The organism is Flavobacterium sp. EDS (assembly GCF_020991525.1).
In the GTDB taxonomy this organism is placed as follows: Bacteria; Bacteroidota; Bacteroidia; order Flavobacteriales; family Flavobacteriaceae; genus Flavobacterium.
Genome location: NZ_JAJMOZ010000018.1, coordinates 33,067 through 52,173, shown reverse-complemented (window position 1 = coordinate 52,173; position 19,107 = coordinate 33,067). Strand labels below are relative to the sequence as shown.

Genomic DNA, 19,107 nt, shown 5'->3' with positions numbered 1-19,107 from the left:
TCTATTTTTTTATTTGAATTGTGTGAAATTTAACTGCAAAGTGCACAGTCCCGATAGCTATCGGGATACGCAGAGTTCGCAAAGTTTTTCCATTTGTTTCTTTTTTTACAATAAAATTTAACCGCAAAGTGCACAGTCCCGATAGCTATTGGGATACGCAGAGTTCGCAAAGTTTTTAGCCTTTAACATCTATTGAAGACGTACTGCGGTGCGTCTTTACAGAAAACCTTTGAACCTTTTTTATTCGCAACACAAGAAACCTTTGTCCCTTTGTCCCTCAAAACCTTAGTACCTTTTTTAGTACCTTTTTTAGTACCTTTTAAGAACATCATAAAGAGAATAAACCTTAACCTCTGGTTTTGTTATTTTCCCTTCGAATGTAATTGTTCTTTCTTCTCCTGCTTTTAAGTCTATATAATTATCACTCCATTTGCCTGTGTATCCTTTTATGGAAACATTTACATATTTTGCAAATTTTGAAGCTTTTAAAATCAGTTTATTTCCTTGTACTTTCCATGTGATTTGTGGATCTTCTAACTTTAAATCTATCGGACGTGTTAAATCAATTTCAGGTTTAATATCATCACGATAGGCTTCTTTCATGGCATACCAAGCTGCTTTTGGCTGACGGTCGTAATAATCAGTTACACTCCAACTTGCCACAGGCCAACAATCGTTAAGTTGCCAAACCAATGTTCCCATATTATAAGGTGCTTTAGAACGGTGAATTCCGATAATGTTCTTCAGCGAATAATATTGCAAACATTGTGTGAGGTATGTATAATCTTCGACATTCATTTTCTTTATTTTGGTCGAATCTATAAAATAACGATTTAAATAAGAATCTAATTTCATGAATCCTTTTCCAGCTTTTTGATGCGCTTGCAAAATATCGGAATATAAATATCGGTCTTCTGGCAACGTAAATCTTTCGATTGACGAATAATTTGGCATCGCCTGCATTCCGTATTCACTCACAAAACGTCCTGTTTTTTTCTGTACTGCTTCTACATCTTCTAATCCCCACCAAGTTCCCCAATAATGGCTATCTCCTTCAGTTATGCTTTTTTCTTTTGACCAATGAAATAATGGTGATGAACTAATATATGGTCTTTTATTATCGACTTCTTTTACCCATTTTGGGATACTATCCTGAAACAAGCGAACGTAATCTTTCCATAATCGTGTCGAATCTTGTTTGGACATATTCATACTTTTTTGCCATCCCCAATTTTTGAATGCTTCGTCGGCTTCGTTATTTCCGCACCATAACACAATACTCGGATGATGACGCAAGCGTTTTACCTGATACTGAACTTCTTTCTTTACATTGTCGAAAAAAGCGTCGTCTCCTGGTACCATTGTCCCTGCAAACATAAAATCTTGCCAAACATTAATTCCGTATTTATCACATAAGTCATAAAAATAATCATCTTCATAAACTCCTCCTCCCCAAATACGAAGCATATTCATATTGGCATCCTTTGCCATACCAACTACTTTTTCATATTCCTTTTTGGTCACTCTAGAAAGAAATGCATCCGAAGGAATATAATTAGCTCCTTTCATGTACACTGGCTTTCCATCTATTTTAAAGTAAAATGATTTCCCTAAACTATCTGGTTGTTGTACCAACTCTATCTTTCGATTGAGTACATACGGTTTCTCTGGCGTTTTTTTATCATACGCTTCTAAGCGTGGTGTTTTCACTATTCCGCAAGTAGTAAATTTAGGTCCCCAATCCCATCCAAAATGATATTGCGCTTTACGTACATAGGCACGAGGGTTATCTGGAATTACAAATGGTAAATCTTTTTTTGCAAGTGAATCGACTACATTTTGTGCTGATTTAAATACGATTACCAAGTCATTATTTCCTGGTTTAATTATCTTTTTTACATCAACTTTCCATTGGCGAAACATATTATCTGCCTTTAAAACCAATTGATTATTCAAATAAACTGTTGCATAAGTGTCTAATCCATCAAAAACCAGTTCTGAGTATTTTTTATTATAAGTTGCTGAACTTACCTGAAAAGTCGTTTTATACTCCCAATCTTTTTTTTCTATCCATTCTAGCTTTTTCTCATTGTCCCTATAAAATGGATCTGATATTAATTTGTTATTCAACAAATCAGTATGTATCTCTCCAGGAACTGTTGCTGGATACCACTTTGTAGTTTTGGTTTCGCGGTATTCCCAACCTTCTTTTATATCAATATTTTGAGCACGTACTGCAAATGAAAAATTTGCAAGACATATGCCGACAAACCAATAAAAGCTTTTTTTACATTTCATTTTTACTGTGTAATAAAATTATTATTTAGGTCTAATTTTTTTAGTCTTTTTGTAAAGATCAATAATTGCTAATCGTTGGCAGTAGGAGAAGGTTAATTCATTTAATAATTAATTCCTTCTCTTTTTTAGGTTTTTATATCCCAGAATAAGAGTAACTAACAAAAATATCTAGACATATTTCCTTTTTTACAGCTGCCAAACTTAAACTTGTTAACATCATCTTTACAACATATTGCAAGAGCAGTTTTTAATATTTTAAGAAATCTATTTATCCCATATAAAATCTATAACCAATGTCATTAGATTCTTTAGTTATATTAAAAGTAATTCCATTTTTTTCAGCAAAAGCAATTTCACTGTTTGCGAAAAAAAAGGTACTAAAAAACAATATATTAACCTCTTTATAACAACTGTTTTTTTTATATAATCAAAATAAAATCTTAAAAATAAGCCGGGAGGTACCCTCCTACCCGACTTATTTTAACTAACCTAACCAATATTAATTATTTATCCCACCAAATTCTGGTTGTCATTAAGTCTAACCCTTGGCGTTGTATTGCTTCTTTATAGTTGGCTCCATTTGTTATTAACTCAGTTTGATCGTATATTAATCTTCTTGGAATAATACCATTAGTATCACCTAAAGGATCATTGACTGGTACTAAAACTGGATATCCTGTTCTTCTCCACTCAGAAAAAGCTTCGAAACCATTAAATAATAAAACAATCCATTTTTGAGTTATAATCTGCTCTATTTTTTGAGCCTCTGTTCCTGTGGCTTTAAAAGGATGAGCTGCAATATATGTGTCATACTCTGCTGTTGTAACTGCTGGCACTTTGTCTCCAAAAATGGTTAAACCTTGCATTGCTCCTTTTACTCCATCTTCATAATGTTGTTGTGCTGTTCCTGAAACATTCCAACCTTTTACTGCTGCTTCTGCCAATAAAAATTCTACTTCGGCATAAGACATAATTAAAGTAGGTGCATCTAAACGCAATACGGTAGAAGTATTTGGGTCTGAAAAAAGTTTTTTGTCACCACCTGGGAATTCTTTTGCATCATTTGCAAGTCCTTGTTGATGAGCAGGATTATTATCTCCTGAAGCTTCTAATTTTGCATAAATTCTTAAACGTGGATCGTTTGTATTTTTCAATAAATCTATAAAAGTTTTACTGTATTTAACGTTAGCTTCTCCTCCATTTAGATCATTTCTAACCCAAGATGAAGTAATAGGGTTTGTCCTAACTCCTGCGGGACCTGAATCATGTTTTAGTACTGCACTATCGCTATTTGAATTAAAAACACCTTTAGCTACTGCTTTTTCTACAAATTCTTTTGATTTTGCCGGATCTACTTTAGACAAATGCATTGCCACTCTCAACATCAATGAATTCGCAAATTTTTTCCATTTTGCTACATCACTTTGGTAAAATAAATCAGCATTACCTACAAAAGCTTTATTGGCATCTAATGCAGTACCAGCCTCATCTAACTCTTTTAATAAATCATTGTAGATTGCTTGCTGTGTATCATATTTAGGTGCAAAAATGTTCCCATTATAACCTTTTCCTGCTTCAAAATATGGAATTTCTCCATAAGTATCTGTCAATTTCTGGAACATGAATACTTTCATGATTCTACATGCCTGAATCATATTTGAATTTTCTGGCGTATTTGGTAAAACTGATAACAACTGGAAAATTTGATTCAATCCCTTACCGTATGATTCTCCAAATAAAGAGCCTGAATACTCTGATACATAGATATATTTTGAACCTGGTCCTCCTAATGAGGCAAAGTGTTGCACTATTTGAGCTGCATATCCATTGTTTCCTCTTGTATTCGAATAATCTTGTCCATCGATATATATTTCGGCAAGCGTAAACATAGATTTAGGTGCAGGATCTGTTAAAGCATTTGGATTCTTATTTAATTCCTCGAATCCGTTATCACATGCTGTCAATGTCATTGCACTAACAATTGCGATACAAAATAGTTTTATATATTTATTTTTCATCTTACAATTTTTATTATTAGAATTTGACATTAAGAGTTAGTCCGTAGTTTCTAGTCAAAGGCATAGATGCTCTTTCAAGTCCTTGTGCATTGCTATTAGAATAATTTGATTCTGGGTCAATATTTGGTGTATTACTATAAATTGTCCATAAATTATGAGCAGAGAATGCTAAACTAATAGATTGAAATGGTGAATGTGCAAGATATGCTTTCGGAAAATTATAGCTTAAAGAAACAGCTCTTAGCTTAACAAAATCTGCATTATAAACAAAATTTGATGTTATATCACTATAACTTCTCCAGTAATCATAAGCCGAAACTTGCTGATTAACAGGACCTCCAGCAGGATCCTTACCCGTTACTGCAATTCCTCCCTCACGTCCATCAAGTGTATTATCTGATAATCCATATTCTGTTCCTTTTTGGTTTGTCGCTGAGTAAATATCTCCTCCAAATTTAGCATCTACAAAAACCGAAAGTGTCAAATTTTTATAAGTAAAATCATTTGAAAGTCCCATTGAAGTAGGGGCAACACCTTGTCCAGCTACAATTAAGTCTCCTCTCATGAATTTACCATCCGAACTTAATAGGATTTTTCCATTTTCATCTCTTAAATAATCGTATGCTTTAATTATTCCAAAAGGCTGTCCTTTTTCTAAAACCACAAAAGCGTTTGAATTTCTATCTCTTTCAAGTGTTTTTGTATTGATTTTATCAGATAGATTAAGTACTTCACTTTGATTATAAGCAAAATTATAACCTACATTCCAACTAAAATTTGGTGTTTTTATAGCTTTTACATTTACAGCAAACTCAACCCCTTGGTTTTGTATTTCTCCCACATTAATTTTGGTTGTTCTATAACCCGAAGCTTGAGAAATATCGGCATCAGAGATATCGTTAGTTGTTTTCTTACGGTAAAAAGTCAAATCTGTACTAACTCTATTATTGAAAAATGTATTTTCAAAACCAAATTCGATTGTACTTACATTATATGGTTTTAAATATTTATTTGGAACAGTTTCTCCATTAACTCCTAAAATTGGTTGCCCTTGTGAATCTGTTTGTCCATCTGGCGCAGTATATGTTAAAGCTAAAGCGTATGCGTCTGGTAATGCTCCCCCTACGTTACCCCAACCTGCTCGAATTTTACCGTAGGACATCCACTCAGGAAAATCAATAACTTCTGAATAAACAAAACTCGTACTCACAGACGGATAAAAAGTACTATTATCTTCAGGATTTAAAGTCGAAAACCAATCTTCACGACCAGTTACATTTAAGTATAAGAAATTTTTATAACCTAAATCAGCAGAATAAAAAAGAGAGTTTACTTCACTTTCTGAGTACAATTTCTCTGTTTTGTCTGGCATAGTATTTCCATAAAAATATTTAAACGGTACAATAAAGTTATTCCCTTTCATTTTAATACCGCTAAATCTGTTATGCTGACGGTTTGCCCCAACAAAAGCATCCAATGTAAGGTCTTTTGCTATATCACCTTTATATCCTAAATAACCAGATGCATTAACCTCTGAACGGGTTTCAACTCTGTTTTCATAAGATCCTCCTGGAAGATAGTTAATTCCTGTAGGCTCAATTTCAGTATATTCGTAATTAATATCATCTATACCGATCACCGCTTTAGCGTAAATTTTATCTGTAATATTATAATTTACTTTAGTAGAACCAATAAAACGTTTTCTAAGATCATTATTCAGATCTTCTTGCGTAGCAAAATAAGGATTGGTTTGATAGGTGTTAGCTCCAAAATAATCTGCTTCACCTCCATTTGCATCATATCCATTACTTAACCATCTAATATCTGTTGCTGGTGTTAAAAAAGTAATAGGGTAAGATGCGTTTCTAGGAGAATCATTCAAATAGGGTCTGTTGTGGCTTTTTTCAGCAATGTATTGCGCATTGGCCTCAATACTTATCTTTTCATTTACTCTTGAGTTCAAATTTAAAGCAACATTACTTCTTCTAAAGTTTGTTCCTGGCAAGATTGACTCATCTTTTGTATTTCCAAATGACAATCTGAAATTTGTATTTTCATTCCCTCCAGACACTGCTAAAGTATTGCTAAAAGAATATCCTGTTCTGTAAAAATTATCTGCGTTATCTTTACCGTATGCCTGATATGGTCGAGTTTTTCCATCAAGAGAAAGTGAAGGCGTACCATCATATTTATCTCCCCAAGCGTTATAATACTTATCTCTAAGCTGTTGTAAATTATTATATCTGGTAGGAATACCATTTAAAGGTTCTCCTGTTCCATATTGATCTTGCCATTTTAAAAGATTTACAGGAGTATTAAATGTAGAATTCGTACTAAAATCAACTCCTATTCCTTTACCAGCTTTACCTTTTTTAGTTGTGATCAAGATAACTCCATTTGATCCTCTATATCCATAAAGTGCCGATGCAGCACTCCCTTTTAATACAGACATAGATGCGATATCATCTGGATTGAATGAAGACATACCATCTCCTTTATCTGCTCCCCCCCACATATTAGCATTTCCTTGTTGGCTATTGTCAATAGGAATACCATCTACAACATACAAAGGCTGATTAAGTCCCGAAGCCGAAGTTGCTCCTCTAATTACTACACGACTTGATCCTGATGGTCCCGAAGTAGGTGCTGATACATTTACTCCTGCTATTTTTCCTTGAAGTGCGTTTCCTAGGTTGACTTCCTTAGTTTTTGTTAAATCATCTCCTTTGAGTTCTCCAACAGCATATCCTAAGCTTTTCTTCTGTTTTTTTACTCCAAATGAGGTAATCACAACATCTTTCAGCTCTTCTACACTTGAAGATAGTATTACTGTAATATTTTTTTCGCTTTCACCTACTTCTACTGATTGTGTAATAAATCCAATAGAAGATACTGTTAGACTAACCTTTCCTTCTGGAATAGTCATTGCAAAGCGCCCTTCAGAATCCGTTATAGAGCTAATGGATTTTCCTTTTACCTTAATGGTGGCAGAAACAATTCCTTTGTTATCTGCATCTGCTACTACGCCAGTTAGTGATCGGTTTTGTGCCACAGCCCCTAAACTGCTTAACATTACCATCGCTAACACTGCTAAAATTTGTTTCATAAGCGTTTGTTTTTGGTTTATTTGTTTTGATTTTTGTTTGACTTGTTTGTTTTTAAAATATTAATAAAAAATAGGAACTCAATTTAAATATGTCATCCGTAGTCCCTGAACCGTGAATGTCATTGATTAGCATCAATTTGATACTTATGTTATTTTGCTAAATCGATATAGTAAACAGATCAAAAAAATTTAACAATTCCTCTTTTTTGATAAATCAAAACCTACTAAAACGATTTAGTAAAAAGAGCAAAAAAAAACAAAGTTCCCTTAATTCTTTTTTTTTGAAAACGGTGTCATATTATACCGATTCTCTTATTATTAAATTTCCTTTTTTACGTATTCCTTCAATAACAAAAGGTTTAATCCCTGTCATTTGATCCATCAATAATTTTATTGCATTTTCGGCTATTTCTTTAATTGGCTGTGCAATAACTGATATGGTTGGAGTATGTAATCGAAAACTATCGTGATCATCAAAACTTATAACCGAAACATCTTCTGGAATCCTAAACTTCATACCTCTAAAAGCCTGAAGACCTGCTAATCCCATGTAATTCGCCAAAAATAATACGGCATCTATCTTTGGGTTCTTTGTAAAAAAACTAAATATATCAGCAATTTTATTTTCCTCGCTGCTATTGTAATCCATATGAAGAACAAGAGACTCATTATAAATACCTTCCTCTTTTAAGGCATCCCTATATCCATCTTCTCTCAACTTCATCTGGATCATTCCTGAATTAGTATTAACAACAGCAATATTTTTTCTTCCTTTATTTAATAGATATTTAGTTGCAGAATGAGAACCTTCGTAATTATCCATAACCACATGGCTCACTTTTTGACCTGGAAAATATCTATCGATTAATACTACTGGCTTTTGCAATTTTAAAAGCAGGTCGATACTTTTTTCAAGCTTTTCTGTTGGTGTTATAATAAAACCATCAACATTTGCTTGCAAAAGACTATGTATCAGTTCTTCAGAACGCTCATCATCTCCTCCTGTACTACAATAAAAAACTCTATAATCAATACTTTTAGCTTCATCTTCAATAACTCTGGCTAGATCTGCAAAGAACTGATTCGAAATATCTTCAACAATAAGTCCGATAGATCTAGTCTTTCCTGTTCTAAGACTCGTAGCAATCATACTTGGTCGATAATTAAGCTTATCTGCAACTTCTTGCACTTTCTTAATAACTGCAGGGCTAATACCCATTTTTTCGCCTTTATCATTAATAACAAAAGATACAGTAGATATAGACACTTGCGCCTCTGTGGCAATATCCTTAATTGTAATCTTTTTCATTTAGCGAGTTAATTTATTATTAAGCTGTTATTAATTATATCACAAATATATATAAAAATAGTTACTAAAACGATTTTGTAATTATTTTTTTAAACATATCATTATTTTACACGCACTTATCAGTATTTTAATCAACTATCACAAGCATTTACTGATTAATTAGTATTCAGTTACAGTTACAGTTCACCTCTTTAAAAACAATCTCACTCAGAACCTTAGAATCTTAGCACCTCAGAACCTTTGCCCCTTTGGACCTTTGTCTCTTTGAACCTCTAAATACTCACTTCCAAAATTGATGCTTCTCCATTTAATACATATCCATCTATAGCAGCAGGAATCAAAACCGTATCTCCTTTTTTGTATTGATAAATTACATTTTCATATCTAATTTCGAAAGCTCCTTCAACACACATATAGACTGTAAAAGTATCTTTATTTCTATTCACTTTAACGACTCCGCTTAACGGAATAAAATTTGTTGTAAAATAAGGACAATCTACAACTACATTAGATTCATTTACAATAGTTTCATATTTCTTATATGTATCAACTTTATTATAATTGATAGCATCTAATGCCAAATCAACATGTAGTTCTCTTTTATTTCCTTGAGCATCTACTCTATCAAAATCATATAATCGATAGGTAATATCCGAAGTTTGCTGAATTTCTGCAACAACCAATCCTGCGCCAATAGCATGAACTGTTCCTGTTTCTAAAAAGAACACATCACCTGCTTTAACCTTTACATCATCTAAAATAGATACTAATGTATTGTTCTTTAGATTTTCAACATACTCTTCTTTATTGGAATCTTCTTTAAATCCAACAATAATCCTTGCATCTGGATCTGCTTGCATTACATACCACATTTCGGTTTTACCAAATGAATTATGACGTTCTTTTGCCAACTGATCATTAGGATGTACTTGTATCGATAAATCTTCACGAGCATCTAGATATTTAAAAAGCAATGGGAATTGTTTTCCGAATCGGTTATAAACTCTTGTACCTAAAATTTCGTTTGGTAGTTTCTCTATTAATTCTGCTAATGATTTCCCTTTATGCTCTCCATTTGCAACAACACTTACATCTCCTTCTACAGTAGATAATTCCCAGCTCTCCCCTGTAATATTAGAAACGATAGGTTTGTTAAGAACTGTTTTTAATTTTTCGCCTCCCCAGATTCTCTCTTTCAAGATTGGTTCAAATTGCAAAGGGTACATTTTTATGCTCATTTTTATTTTTTTTAAAAAATTATTGTTTTTTTTGGGATTGTCTAAAAGGCAACGCAGATGGCACGGATTAAAACGGATTTTAAAGCAATACTTTGTTTTATATTTTTTTGTCACTAATTTCATGAATTGTCACGAATTATTTTTCATCTAACTTAAATCTGCTCAATCTGCCACCCGAGCGATAGCTAACAGACGAAGTAAATCTGCGTGATTTTTTTTGCCACAGATTAAAAAGGATTAAAATGATTTTAAAAAATCCGCTCAATCTGCCAAATCTGCGTGAAACTATTTTTCGCCACTAATCTCACAAATTGTCACTAACTAATTTTACATTTAACTTAAATCTGCGTGAAACAAAAATCTTTTTATCCCGATAGCTATCGGGAGTGGTTATACTTTTTCTCTCGCAGATTGAGCTGATTTACTAATCAGTTTTTATCAGCATTCCGCTTCTCTAACTGTGTTTATTTTATAGAAATAGCTACTCCACCACTAGGAGCTAATTTTTGTTTCAATTTAGTTTTGCTATTTACAGTTACTTTACGAATGTTATACGATTGCGGATTGGTTTTGTAATCTGCTGTTTTTCCGTCTTCATAAATCGTTGCTGTGTATGATTTCCCAACTGGCAGAAAACTAAAATCAATCATAGCAGTACGTGGCTTTTCATCAGTAATTCCGCCAACAAACCATTCTTGCTTTCCTTTTGTTTTTCTAGCAATTGTAATATAATCTCCGGGTTCGGCTTCTAGAATATAGGTTTCGTCCCAATCTAGAGCAACATCCTTAATAAACTGAAATGCATCTTTAAAACGCACATAATTTTCAGGTAAATCAGCTGCCATTTGCAACGGACTATACATGGTAACATACAATGCTAATTGTTTTACTAATGTTGTACTTAACTTGTTTTTTTTGGATCCGTACACCGATAAATCTCCTTGAAAAATTCCAGGCGTATAATCCATCGGACCACCCATTAGTCGAGTAAAAGGCAAGATTGTAGTATGATCAGGATGAATTCCTTCCATAGCTTCAAACTCAGTTCCTCGTGCTGATTCTTGTGCAAACCAGTTAGGATAAGTACGATGTAAACCTGTAGGTCGAACTGCCTCATGTGAATTTACCATGATTTTATGCTTTGCGGCTTCTTTAGCAACGTAAGTATAATGATTCACCATTTGTTGCCCATCATGATGTTCTCCTCTCGGAATAATTGGTCCAACATATCCTGTTTTAACCGCATTATAATTGTTATCGACCATAAAGTTTAATGCGTCATTTAATTGTCGTTCATATTCCGCAGTCGAAGAGGTAGTTTCATGATGCATAATAATTTTTACATTCTTTTTATTGGCATAGTTACTCAACTCTTTTACATCAAAATCAGGATATGCTTTTGAAAAACTATAAATGCGCTCTTTCTTAAAAGCAGTATTATCTTCCCAGCCTTCATTCCACCCTTCAACCAAAACGGCATCAAAACCATTTGCAGAAGCAAAATCTATATATTCTTTTACATGTTTTGTATTAGCACCATGCGTAGTATTAGATTTTAATTTAGAAAAATCGGTAGCTCCAATAACCACATCCTGATTATCCGAATATGCCCAAGTAGATCCTCCACCTGTAAAATATTCCCACCAAACTCCAACATATTTTACTGGTTTTATCCAAGAAGTATCTTCAAAATCACATGCTTCATTAAGATTCAATATCATTTTTGAAGCCAAGATATTTTTTGCATCATCACTTACAACAATCGTACGCCAAGGCGTAAAACTCCCTGTTTGTATATATCCTTTATTTCCTAAACCGTCTGGTACAAGATGCGAACTCAGCGAATACGTTTTATCATCGACATTAAGACACATTGCTGGATAATTTTTTAGAGCTGCTTCGTGAATATTAATATAAAGCCCTGCATCGGTCTTTATCATTAAAGGTGTTTGTGTTGCCAAATTCTTAATTGGTGCTTGTGAAGCTAGAGGAACATGTACAGCTTTATACACCAATGATTGCATTTCGGATATTTTAGAAGTCGTATAACTATATTCGTTTGTATCATAATCACCCGGAATCCAGAAAAGTTTATGATCACCTGTTAAATTAAATTCGGTTATTTCTTCCTGAATAATAAAATGACGCAGATTATCTTGTACAGGAAATTCATATCTAAAGCCTAAACCTTCATTAAACAAACGGAAATAAATTGCTATTTTTCTTTTACTTTTCTCTTGAATAAGCTCAGTTTTCAATTCATTATAATGATTATGTATTTCTTTTTGTTCTCCTAAAACTGGTTTCCAAATACTATTTTCAGACTGAAATTTGGTATCTGTAATCTGGAAACCTCTATTCAGCATAATATCCGACTTTATGATAAAACCTAATTTACTTTCCTTGATTACTTCTTTTTTCTTATAACTTAATGAGTAAATTGGCGTTCCTTCAGAATTCAAATGAAACTTTAAAGTCAAATTACCATTTGGCGATTTAAGTTCCTGAGCATTCGTAAATGAAGTTGAAACAAAAATAAAAAAGCAGATAAAAAATATATTTTTCATGATTTTAAGAAAGTTATATGAATTACTAAATCGATTTAGCAAACATAATAAAAAATATCTTACTTGCATACTTAATGCAAAAATTATGATTTATAAGTAGTATTATCCCACAATAAAGGAAGTCTATTCATGATATTAAACAATATTATGTTTTAATTCAATAAAACTTAAAGACAATGGTAAGTAAGAATTTATTACATCCAAAATCGATATAACTACCCGTAGTAGTATCTACCTTGGTAATGTATGTGTTTACCATCTTTGGTTTTAGCTGTTTTTTATTTGGAACTTAATCTGGTTCAAAAAAAGTTTTGTAACAATTACAATTTTCTGTTTTTACTAATTTTCTCTACTTCTTTTAAGGTAAGATTCAAAATAGCAGCTATTTCTTCGACTGTCATATTTTTATCTAATAGATTAGCTACAACTCTATTTTCAGTTTCAATTCTCAACGACTTTTCAGTTTGAGCAGTTTCTTTAAATTTATCAGCTGTTTCTTTAAATTTTTTATTTGTCTCTTTAAGCTTATCTGTTTTTTCCTTTATGGTTTTCTCCATTTCTTTTTTTATTTCCAGCACCTGTTTACGGATTCTTTCTTCAATTTGGTAGGTAGGAACATATTTTACACTTTTCTCTAATTCATCCATTAATCCTGTATCTAGAAAGCTCATATATCGCTCTGAACTAATAATAAGATGATCTAAAAGTTCTATATTCAAAATCTTGCCTACTTGTATCAATCTGTCTGTTACATCTTTATCGGCATCAGATGGTATCATTCTTCCACTCGGGTGGTTATGCACCGCTAGCACACTTGTTGCTCCTTTTAGCACAGCTACTCTATATACATTCATTGGCTCAACCTGTGTAGCTCTTACGCTGCCCATGCTCACTAATTCGATATACAAAATAGTGTTTGCCATATTAAGCCCTATCATCCAGAAATGTTCTTTCTCGCGGTCTATTTCATTTTCACGCAATAAAATACGCTGCATGATTCCATATAAATCACGAGCACCCCCTATTTCAATCTTATCCTTATCTGTTATCTTGACATTCATTTCTTTCACCCTTTTTAATTTAATAAGACATACAAACATAATAAATTTTTATTAGTCAATATCTATGTTTTTTAAATGTTTTGTAGTCTTTTTTTGATGATTATTTCTTTTTTGAATGTGTAACTCTAAATAATTTGCATACTTTTAATGCCATCAAATTCACTAAGTAAGTCAAAAGAATTAACGTTAATTAAATAAACAAAAATAAATATATTATTTCTTCTTTATCTAATCCCGATAGCTATCGTGATAAAATACCATATTATACTTAGGTTATTAATTAATTTTTTGTCACAATGTTATTTTTAAAATTGAGTAAATATATCAGAATAATAGTAATATATTTGAAACTAAGCTGTTTTTCACAAAAAACCTAAATTACTTACAAAAAAGAATAATAACCAATACCATGAAATATGAATAGTAGTCTATTTAAAGAAAAAACTAATTTAGAGTCTTCGGAATATAACAACTTATTTGGAGATCCTTTTTGGGGACAATCAGGTAGCCTAAAAGCAATTAAATTTTATCTTCAATTAAATGAAAGAGAAAAAGCCTTAATGTTAAAAGCCAATTATATAAAAATGATTGAAAAAGCTAGAGAAAGAAATTTTAACAAAGCGGCTGATTGCTTGCAATGGTGGCTAGATGGTACAGGTTCTACAAAAAACATAGATTTTCATTGGCTTAGAAGTAAAAGCGAAGTTATTGTAGCAGAAAACATAAATGTTGAACGTTTTGAAACTGATTATGATACTAAATTTATAAAGTTTCTTAATAAATTAAATATAGGAGATTCTAAACCATATACTAATCATTATGATAAACAGTTTACTGCTGGAATTTTTGGAGAACTATATTATATGTCTGGAACAAGTACAATAACTTCAACATGTAATTTTAATATTACAAAAAATAAAGATTATTTTACCTTATCTGGTACAATAATCCATACATGGTGGGACATATATGATTGGCACAAAGGGGCAGACGCTTATATCCCTGGGTTTGGTTCTATTAAGGATTCAGATGCTTTATTGGTAGAGAAATATTGTGGTGCAAGACCCTTTAGAATGGAAAGCAAATGGCAACAAACATTTAATAAAACCTTTCAATATACCTCTACAGGAAATTTAAATCTTAAATTAAAATAAGAAAAAATAAACACAAATATCATGAAATAAAGCTAGTTTGGGATTACCGAATAAAACAAACAAGCTAGAAAGGTTTAAATCACAAAGAGAAATGAACAGTATTAATGGAGAATATAAAAGAAGAGAAGAATTAGACAATAATATTGATGAGTTAGTAGTAATTTTACTGTATTTAGTAAAGAAATGTTTTAGTTTTATTATTCTTGTCTTTTTTATTTCTTGCGGAAGTCAAACAACTAAAAATGAAATTTTGAATGTTGGAAAAGAATTAACTACGAATGATTTATCAAAAACAGATTCCACTGAAAATATTGTATTTATTGGAAAAGGACTAAAGGGAAAAATAAATGAATTAAAAAAGCAAAACTCTAAATTTAAATTAGAAGTTAAAAATGGGGACTTAAATTATCCTTTTGGAGATTCCAAAGCCGAGAATGTTTTAGTATTAAATAATGGAACCGAAAAAATTAATGTGAGATTAAAATATAATCCAAATAAAAAGAAATTTGATATTTTAGGTTATACTTCTGAATAAAAAAAACTACTGCTACTACAATTGGAGAACCAAATGAAATACCCCCAGATTTTTATAAAAACATAGAAGAAACTTTAAAAGATTGTGGTATAGATTACATATTCAAAAATGGTGTAATATACGCTAAGTATAAGCAAAATAAATTATTATTAACCTAGAAAACAAATATTAAAAAGCTAGAAAAATCAATCCAAATAAAATGTTTATAAAAAAATTAACAACTACGATAGTCAAGAAAAAGTATCTTTGCTCTCGACTATGACAAAAAAGTTCTACATATTGCTACTCGTAACGCTTGGTTTCCTAATGGGACCAACGCTTACTTATGCGCATGGAACAAAAAAAGAAATGTCATGTTGTAAAAAAGAATCTACAACAAAAGACTGTTGTAAGAAAAAGCATTCCAATAAAAAACAACACAATTGCGAGAACAGCTGTTCAGGAAATTCTTGTGGCTCTACAACTGCTAACTGTGGTTTTTCACCAATGGCACTTTTTCAAACAGAAAACAATTCACTTTTTAGTTTTTCTGAAAGAAAACAAAATTACTATTATTCTGAAATCTTTATTTCTTCAGATTTCCGTTCTATCTGGCTTCCACCTAAAATAAGCTAGATTTATTTCCTGACAGCCATAAGTCTGTCTTATTCAAAAGTCTTTTTTAAGGCTTTAATCAAAAACATTTTTAATCCTATTCTATTTGCAGAAATAGCTGTATTTGCTATGTTTTCTGTTCTATTTTAGGGTTACTTCATCCAAAAAAAATACATACAATGAACTCAATAAAAAATTTATTGATGGTAATGACTCTATTACTATCAGTTACTTTCGCCAGCGCGCAAATAAAAAATAAGTCAACCGAAACTGTAAAAATTAGTGGTAACTGCAGCATGTGTAAAAAAGTTATCGAAACTGCAGCAAACGTTAATAAAGAAGCCAAAGTAAACTGGAATGAAAATACTAAAATGGCAACCATTACTTACGATAACAAGAAAACTAATCTTGATGCAATACTAAAACGTGTTGCTGATGCTGGATATGATAATGAAAAATTTACAGCTCCTAATTCTGTTTATGATGAACTACACGGATGTTGCCAATATGATAGAGAAGCAAGCCCTAAAAAAGCGCAATAGTCTTAATCAAAATCATTTAAACAAAATATCATGTTCAAAATAAAAAATATAATCACATTATTTGTCCTTGTTGCAACTGTTTCAGTAGCAAGTGCACAAATAAAAATAGGAGATTCTTTTCCAGATGTTCAGCTTCAAAACAATAAGAATGCTACCGTAAAATTAAATTCTTTTAAAGGAAAAACAGTTTTGGTAGACTTTTGGGCTTCATGGTGTGCTCCTTGTAGAGTGGCTAATAAAAAATTGGTAAAACTATATGACCAATACAAAGGTCAGAACTTTGAAATTGTTGGAATATCAATAGATATCGACAAAACAAAATGGTTAAAAGCCATCGAAAAAGATAAACTGAAGCACCAGCAATTAATAGACCCTAAAGGTTTTGATGCTAAAACGGCTGTAACTTTTGGAGTTGATGCCTTGCCATCTGCCTATCTTTTTGATGCATCAGGAAAACTGATTGCTATAAACCCAACTGAAGCGCAAATAATTGCACAAATCAAAAAAAACAAAAAATAAAATGAAAACCATAAATATAAAATTCATAGCTGTTACACTAGTACTATTATTAACTGGTGTAAAATCATATTCTCAAATCTCTAAAGCCGAAATAATGGCAACTGGATTAACTTGTTCTATGTGCTCTAATGCCATAAATAAACAATTAAAATCCTTTGCCGAAGTAGATAGCATTGCTACTGATTTGAATACAAATACATTTACTGTTTACTTCAAAAAAGACAATTCATTACAGCCTAAAGTACTAAGAAAAGCCGTTGAAAAAGCAGGTTTCTTTGTAGGTTCTCTAGTTTTAACAGCTAAGTTTCATACTGATAAAATCGAGGATAATACAACTCTAAAAGTTGATGATGCTACCTATAATTTTATCGACATTAAAAACCCTGTAGCTCATACTGAAGCAAAATACAGAGTTTTAGATAAAGGTTTTGTTACTCAAAAAGAATACAAAAAACTAGTTAAATCATATTCTAAGTATCCTGGTTACGCTACAGAAAATGAGGATGATTATTACTTAAAAGCACTATAAAAAATGAAATATCTATCAATAGTTTTCTTATTCCTTGTTTCATACAATATAGATGCACAAGAATTATTTGTAGTAACCGAACCTGCTAGTAACGCTCCTGCGGGTTCTATCGGGGTTCGTGTTGGACAATCTCTTATGGATAACAAACACGAAAGCGGTTCTATGTACAATTTAACGCCTGAAGTTACTTGGGGAATAAATAAAAATTTAATGGTTCGTACCTCTGCATTTCTTAGCAACCAAGAAAACGGATTGGGAGTTAAAGGTGGTGGATTTTACGCCAAATACCGATTCTTTTCTGTAGATGATTTACAGAGTCATTTTAGAATGGCTGCCTTTGGACGATACAGTTATAATAACTCATTCTTCAATCAGGAAGCTATAGACTTAGCCAATGGAAATTCTGGTTACGAAGCAGGTTTAGTCGCAACGCAGTTAATTCATAAAGTGGCATTAAGTTCCTCTGTAAGTTATGTGCGTGCGCTTAACAATCCTGATTATAGTTTTCCGGATGCCTTGGGTAAAAATGCTGTAAACTATACCTTTTCGGTAGGGAAATTAATGCATCCAAAAAAATATACAAGTTATAAGCAAACGAATATTAATGCTATGCTTGAATTTACAGGACAAACAATTACCGAAAACGGAAAATCATATCTAGATGTTGTTCCTTCTATTCAGTTCATTATTAATAGTCAGGCAAGAATTGACCTTGCTTACAAAAAAGAATTGTATAGCTCAATGCAACGTGCAGCATCTGATGGTGTTTTCTTAAAACTGGAGTACACTTTTTTTAATGTAACGAAATAGTTTAAGCTGTAGATAATTTTTTTTTCACGCAGATTAAAAAAGATCTAAGCTGATACAGGTAGACTTATTTATAATCTAAATTAAATCTATAAGATCTGCGTGAAACAAAAAAAAGTATTAGAAAAAGAATAAAATAGAGATCTCTTTATAGTTGTGTAAAAGGTCGTTTTACTCATAAAAATCAGATCTCATTCCAAGCCTAACAGGTTTCTAAAACTTGTTAGGTTTATTTCTATAAAAGTCTAATTACCATCAGAACAAAACCTTCTGATTAAACGTATCACATTTACATCAAAATTAACATCCATCTGATAATTAAATTTTATTTTCGTACTTCTTATGACAAAAAAATTCTACATACTATTAATTATAACGTTTGGTTTCTTTATGGGACCTACGCTTAATTTTGCCAGTGGGATTAAAATAGAAAAGATATGTTTTAAAAATAAAACATACTTAAAAGCCTCTTGTCAAGAAACAGATGTTAAAGCGAAAGAACAAAGATGTCCTAATGGTTGTATAGAAAGTGCTGCCGATTGTCCTGTAGTTTATTGTAGTTATTATTCACCAATGATTTCTTTTCAAATAGATAATCATTCTTTTTTTAATTTTTCAGAAAGAAAGCAAAACTATTATTATTCAGAAATCTTTATTTCTTCAGATTTCCGTTCCATTTGGCTTCCGCCAAAAATAAGCTAGATTCCTTTTGCGACAGCCATAAATGCGTTTTATCCAAAACCATTTTTAAAGCTGTAAATCATTAAAAAAACCAATTCTATTCAGGATATAGCAGTATTTGTTATGTTGACTGTTATGTCTTGGAATTA

15 protein-coding genes are annotated in these 19,107 nt (G+C 31.8%); 8 read left to right on the top strand and 7 right to left on the bottom strand.

All coding sequences use genetic code 11. From position 1 onward, the window contains the following. Window positions 1–309 precede the first annotated feature (309 nt). The 7 genes from LPB87_RS18600 to LPB87_RS18570 all read right to left on the bottom strand — a co-directional run bounded on the left by LPB87_RS18600 (window position 310) and on the right by LPB87_RS18570 (window position 13,597). Window positions 310–2,298, bottom strand: a complete 1,989-nt coding sequence (locus LPB87_RS18600) for a glycoside hydrolase family 2 protein (protein WP_230728880.1) — start codon at window positions 2,296–2,298, stop codon at window positions 310–312. Window positions 2,299–2,801: 503 nt separating this feature from the next. Continuing rightward, window positions 2,802–4,316 (bottom strand): SusD/RagB family nutrient-binding outer membrane lipoprotein, encoded by a 1,515-nt coding sequence (locus LPB87_RS18595; RefSeq protein ID WP_230728879.1) that lies wholly within the window; start codon window positions 4,314–4,316, stop codon window positions 2,802–2,804. Window positions 4,317–4,332: 16 nt separating this feature from the next. Further along, a complete protein-coding gene (locus tag LPB87_RS18590) occupies window positions 4,333–7,422 on the bottom strand; it encodes a SusC/RagA family TonB-linked outer membrane protein (RefSeq protein ID WP_230728878.1) in 3,090 nt (1,029 codons plus the stop codon). Between the two features lie 298 nt (window positions 7,423–7,720). Further along, window positions 7,721–8,731 carry a LacI family DNA-binding transcriptional regulator gene (locus tag LPB87_RS18585; protein WP_129538879.1) on the bottom strand — a complete coding sequence of 337 codons (1,011 nt, stop codon included), beginning with the start codon at window positions 8,729–8,731 and terminating at the stop codon, window positions 7,721–7,723. Window positions 8,732–9,003: 272 nt separating this feature from the next. Then, window positions 9,004–9,969: a type I phosphomannose isomerase catalytic subunit gene (locus LPB87_RS18580; RefSeq protein ID WP_230728877.1), complete on the bottom strand. Its 966-nt coding sequence runs from the start codon at window positions 9,967–9,969 to the stop codon at window positions 9,004–9,006. Window positions 9,970–10,433: 464 nt separating this feature from the next. Then, window positions 10,434–12,536, bottom strand: a complete 2,103-nt coding sequence (locus tag LPB87_RS18575) for a glycoside hydrolase family 97 protein (RefSeq protein WP_230728876.1) — start codon at window positions 12,534–12,536, stop codon at window positions 10,434–10,436. A 320-nt stretch (window positions 12,537–12,856) separates the two neighbouring features. Beyond that, window positions 12,857–13,597 (bottom strand): JAB domain-containing protein, encoded by a 741-nt coding sequence (locus tag LPB87_RS18570; protein WP_230728875.1) that lies wholly within the window; start codon window positions 13,595–13,597, stop codon window positions 12,857–12,859. A gap of 416 nt (window positions 13,598–14,013) precedes the next feature. On the opposite strand from LPB87_RS18570, the gene LPB87_RS18565 reads away from it, so the two are divergent. From LPB87_RS18565 to LPB87_RS18530, 8 genes are all read left to right on the top strand, one after another. Then, window positions 14,014–14,751 (top strand): hypothetical protein, encoded by a 738-nt coding sequence (locus LPB87_RS18565; RefSeq protein WP_230728874.1) that lies wholly within the window; start codon window positions 14,014–14,016, stop codon window positions 14,749–14,751. Between the two features lie 91 nt (window positions 14,752–14,842). Further along, complete coding sequence (locus LPB87_RS18560) at window positions 14,843–15,286, top strand: hypothetical protein (protein ID WP_230728873.1); 444 nt, start codon at window positions 14,843–14,845, stop codon at window positions 15,284–15,286. Between the two features lie 258 nt (window positions 15,287–15,544). After that, window positions 15,545–15,901 carry a hypothetical protein gene (locus tag LPB87_RS18555; RefSeq protein ID WP_230728872.1) on the top strand — a complete coding sequence of 119 codons (357 nt, stop codon included), beginning with the start codon at window positions 15,545–15,547 and terminating at the stop codon, window positions 15,899–15,901. 158 nt (window positions 15,902–16,059) lie between these two features. Next, window positions 16,060–16,422, top strand: coding sequence for a copper chaperone (locus LPB87_RS18550; RefSeq protein ID WP_230728871.1), 363 nt, complete (start codon window positions 16,060–16,062; stop codon window positions 16,420–16,422). A 30-nt stretch (window positions 16,423–16,452) separates the two neighbouring features. Continuing rightward, entirely contained in the window at window positions 16,453–16,941 is a 489-nt protein-coding gene (locus LPB87_RS18545) for a TlpA disulfide reductase family protein (protein WP_129538886.1), read from the top strand. Between the two features lies 1 nt (window position 16,942). Next, window positions 16,943–17,470: a heavy metal-associated domain-containing protein gene (locus tag LPB87_RS18540; RefSeq protein ID WP_230728870.1), complete on the top strand. Its 528-nt coding sequence runs from the start codon at window positions 16,943–16,945 to the stop codon at window positions 17,468–17,470. A 3-nt stretch (window positions 17,471–17,473) separates the two neighbouring features. Continuing rightward, on the top strand, window positions 17,474–18,280 hold the full coding sequence (locus tag LPB87_RS18535) for a hypothetical protein (RefSeq protein WP_230728869.1): 807 nt from the start codon (window positions 17,474–17,476) through the stop codon (window positions 18,278–18,280). A gap of 339 nt (window positions 18,281–18,619) precedes the next feature. Next, on the top strand, window positions 18,620–18,979 hold the full coding sequence (locus LPB87_RS18530) for a hypothetical protein (protein WP_230728868.1): 360 nt from the start codon (window positions 18,620–18,622) through the stop codon (window positions 18,977–18,979). Window positions 18,980–19,107 lie beyond the last annotated feature (128 nt).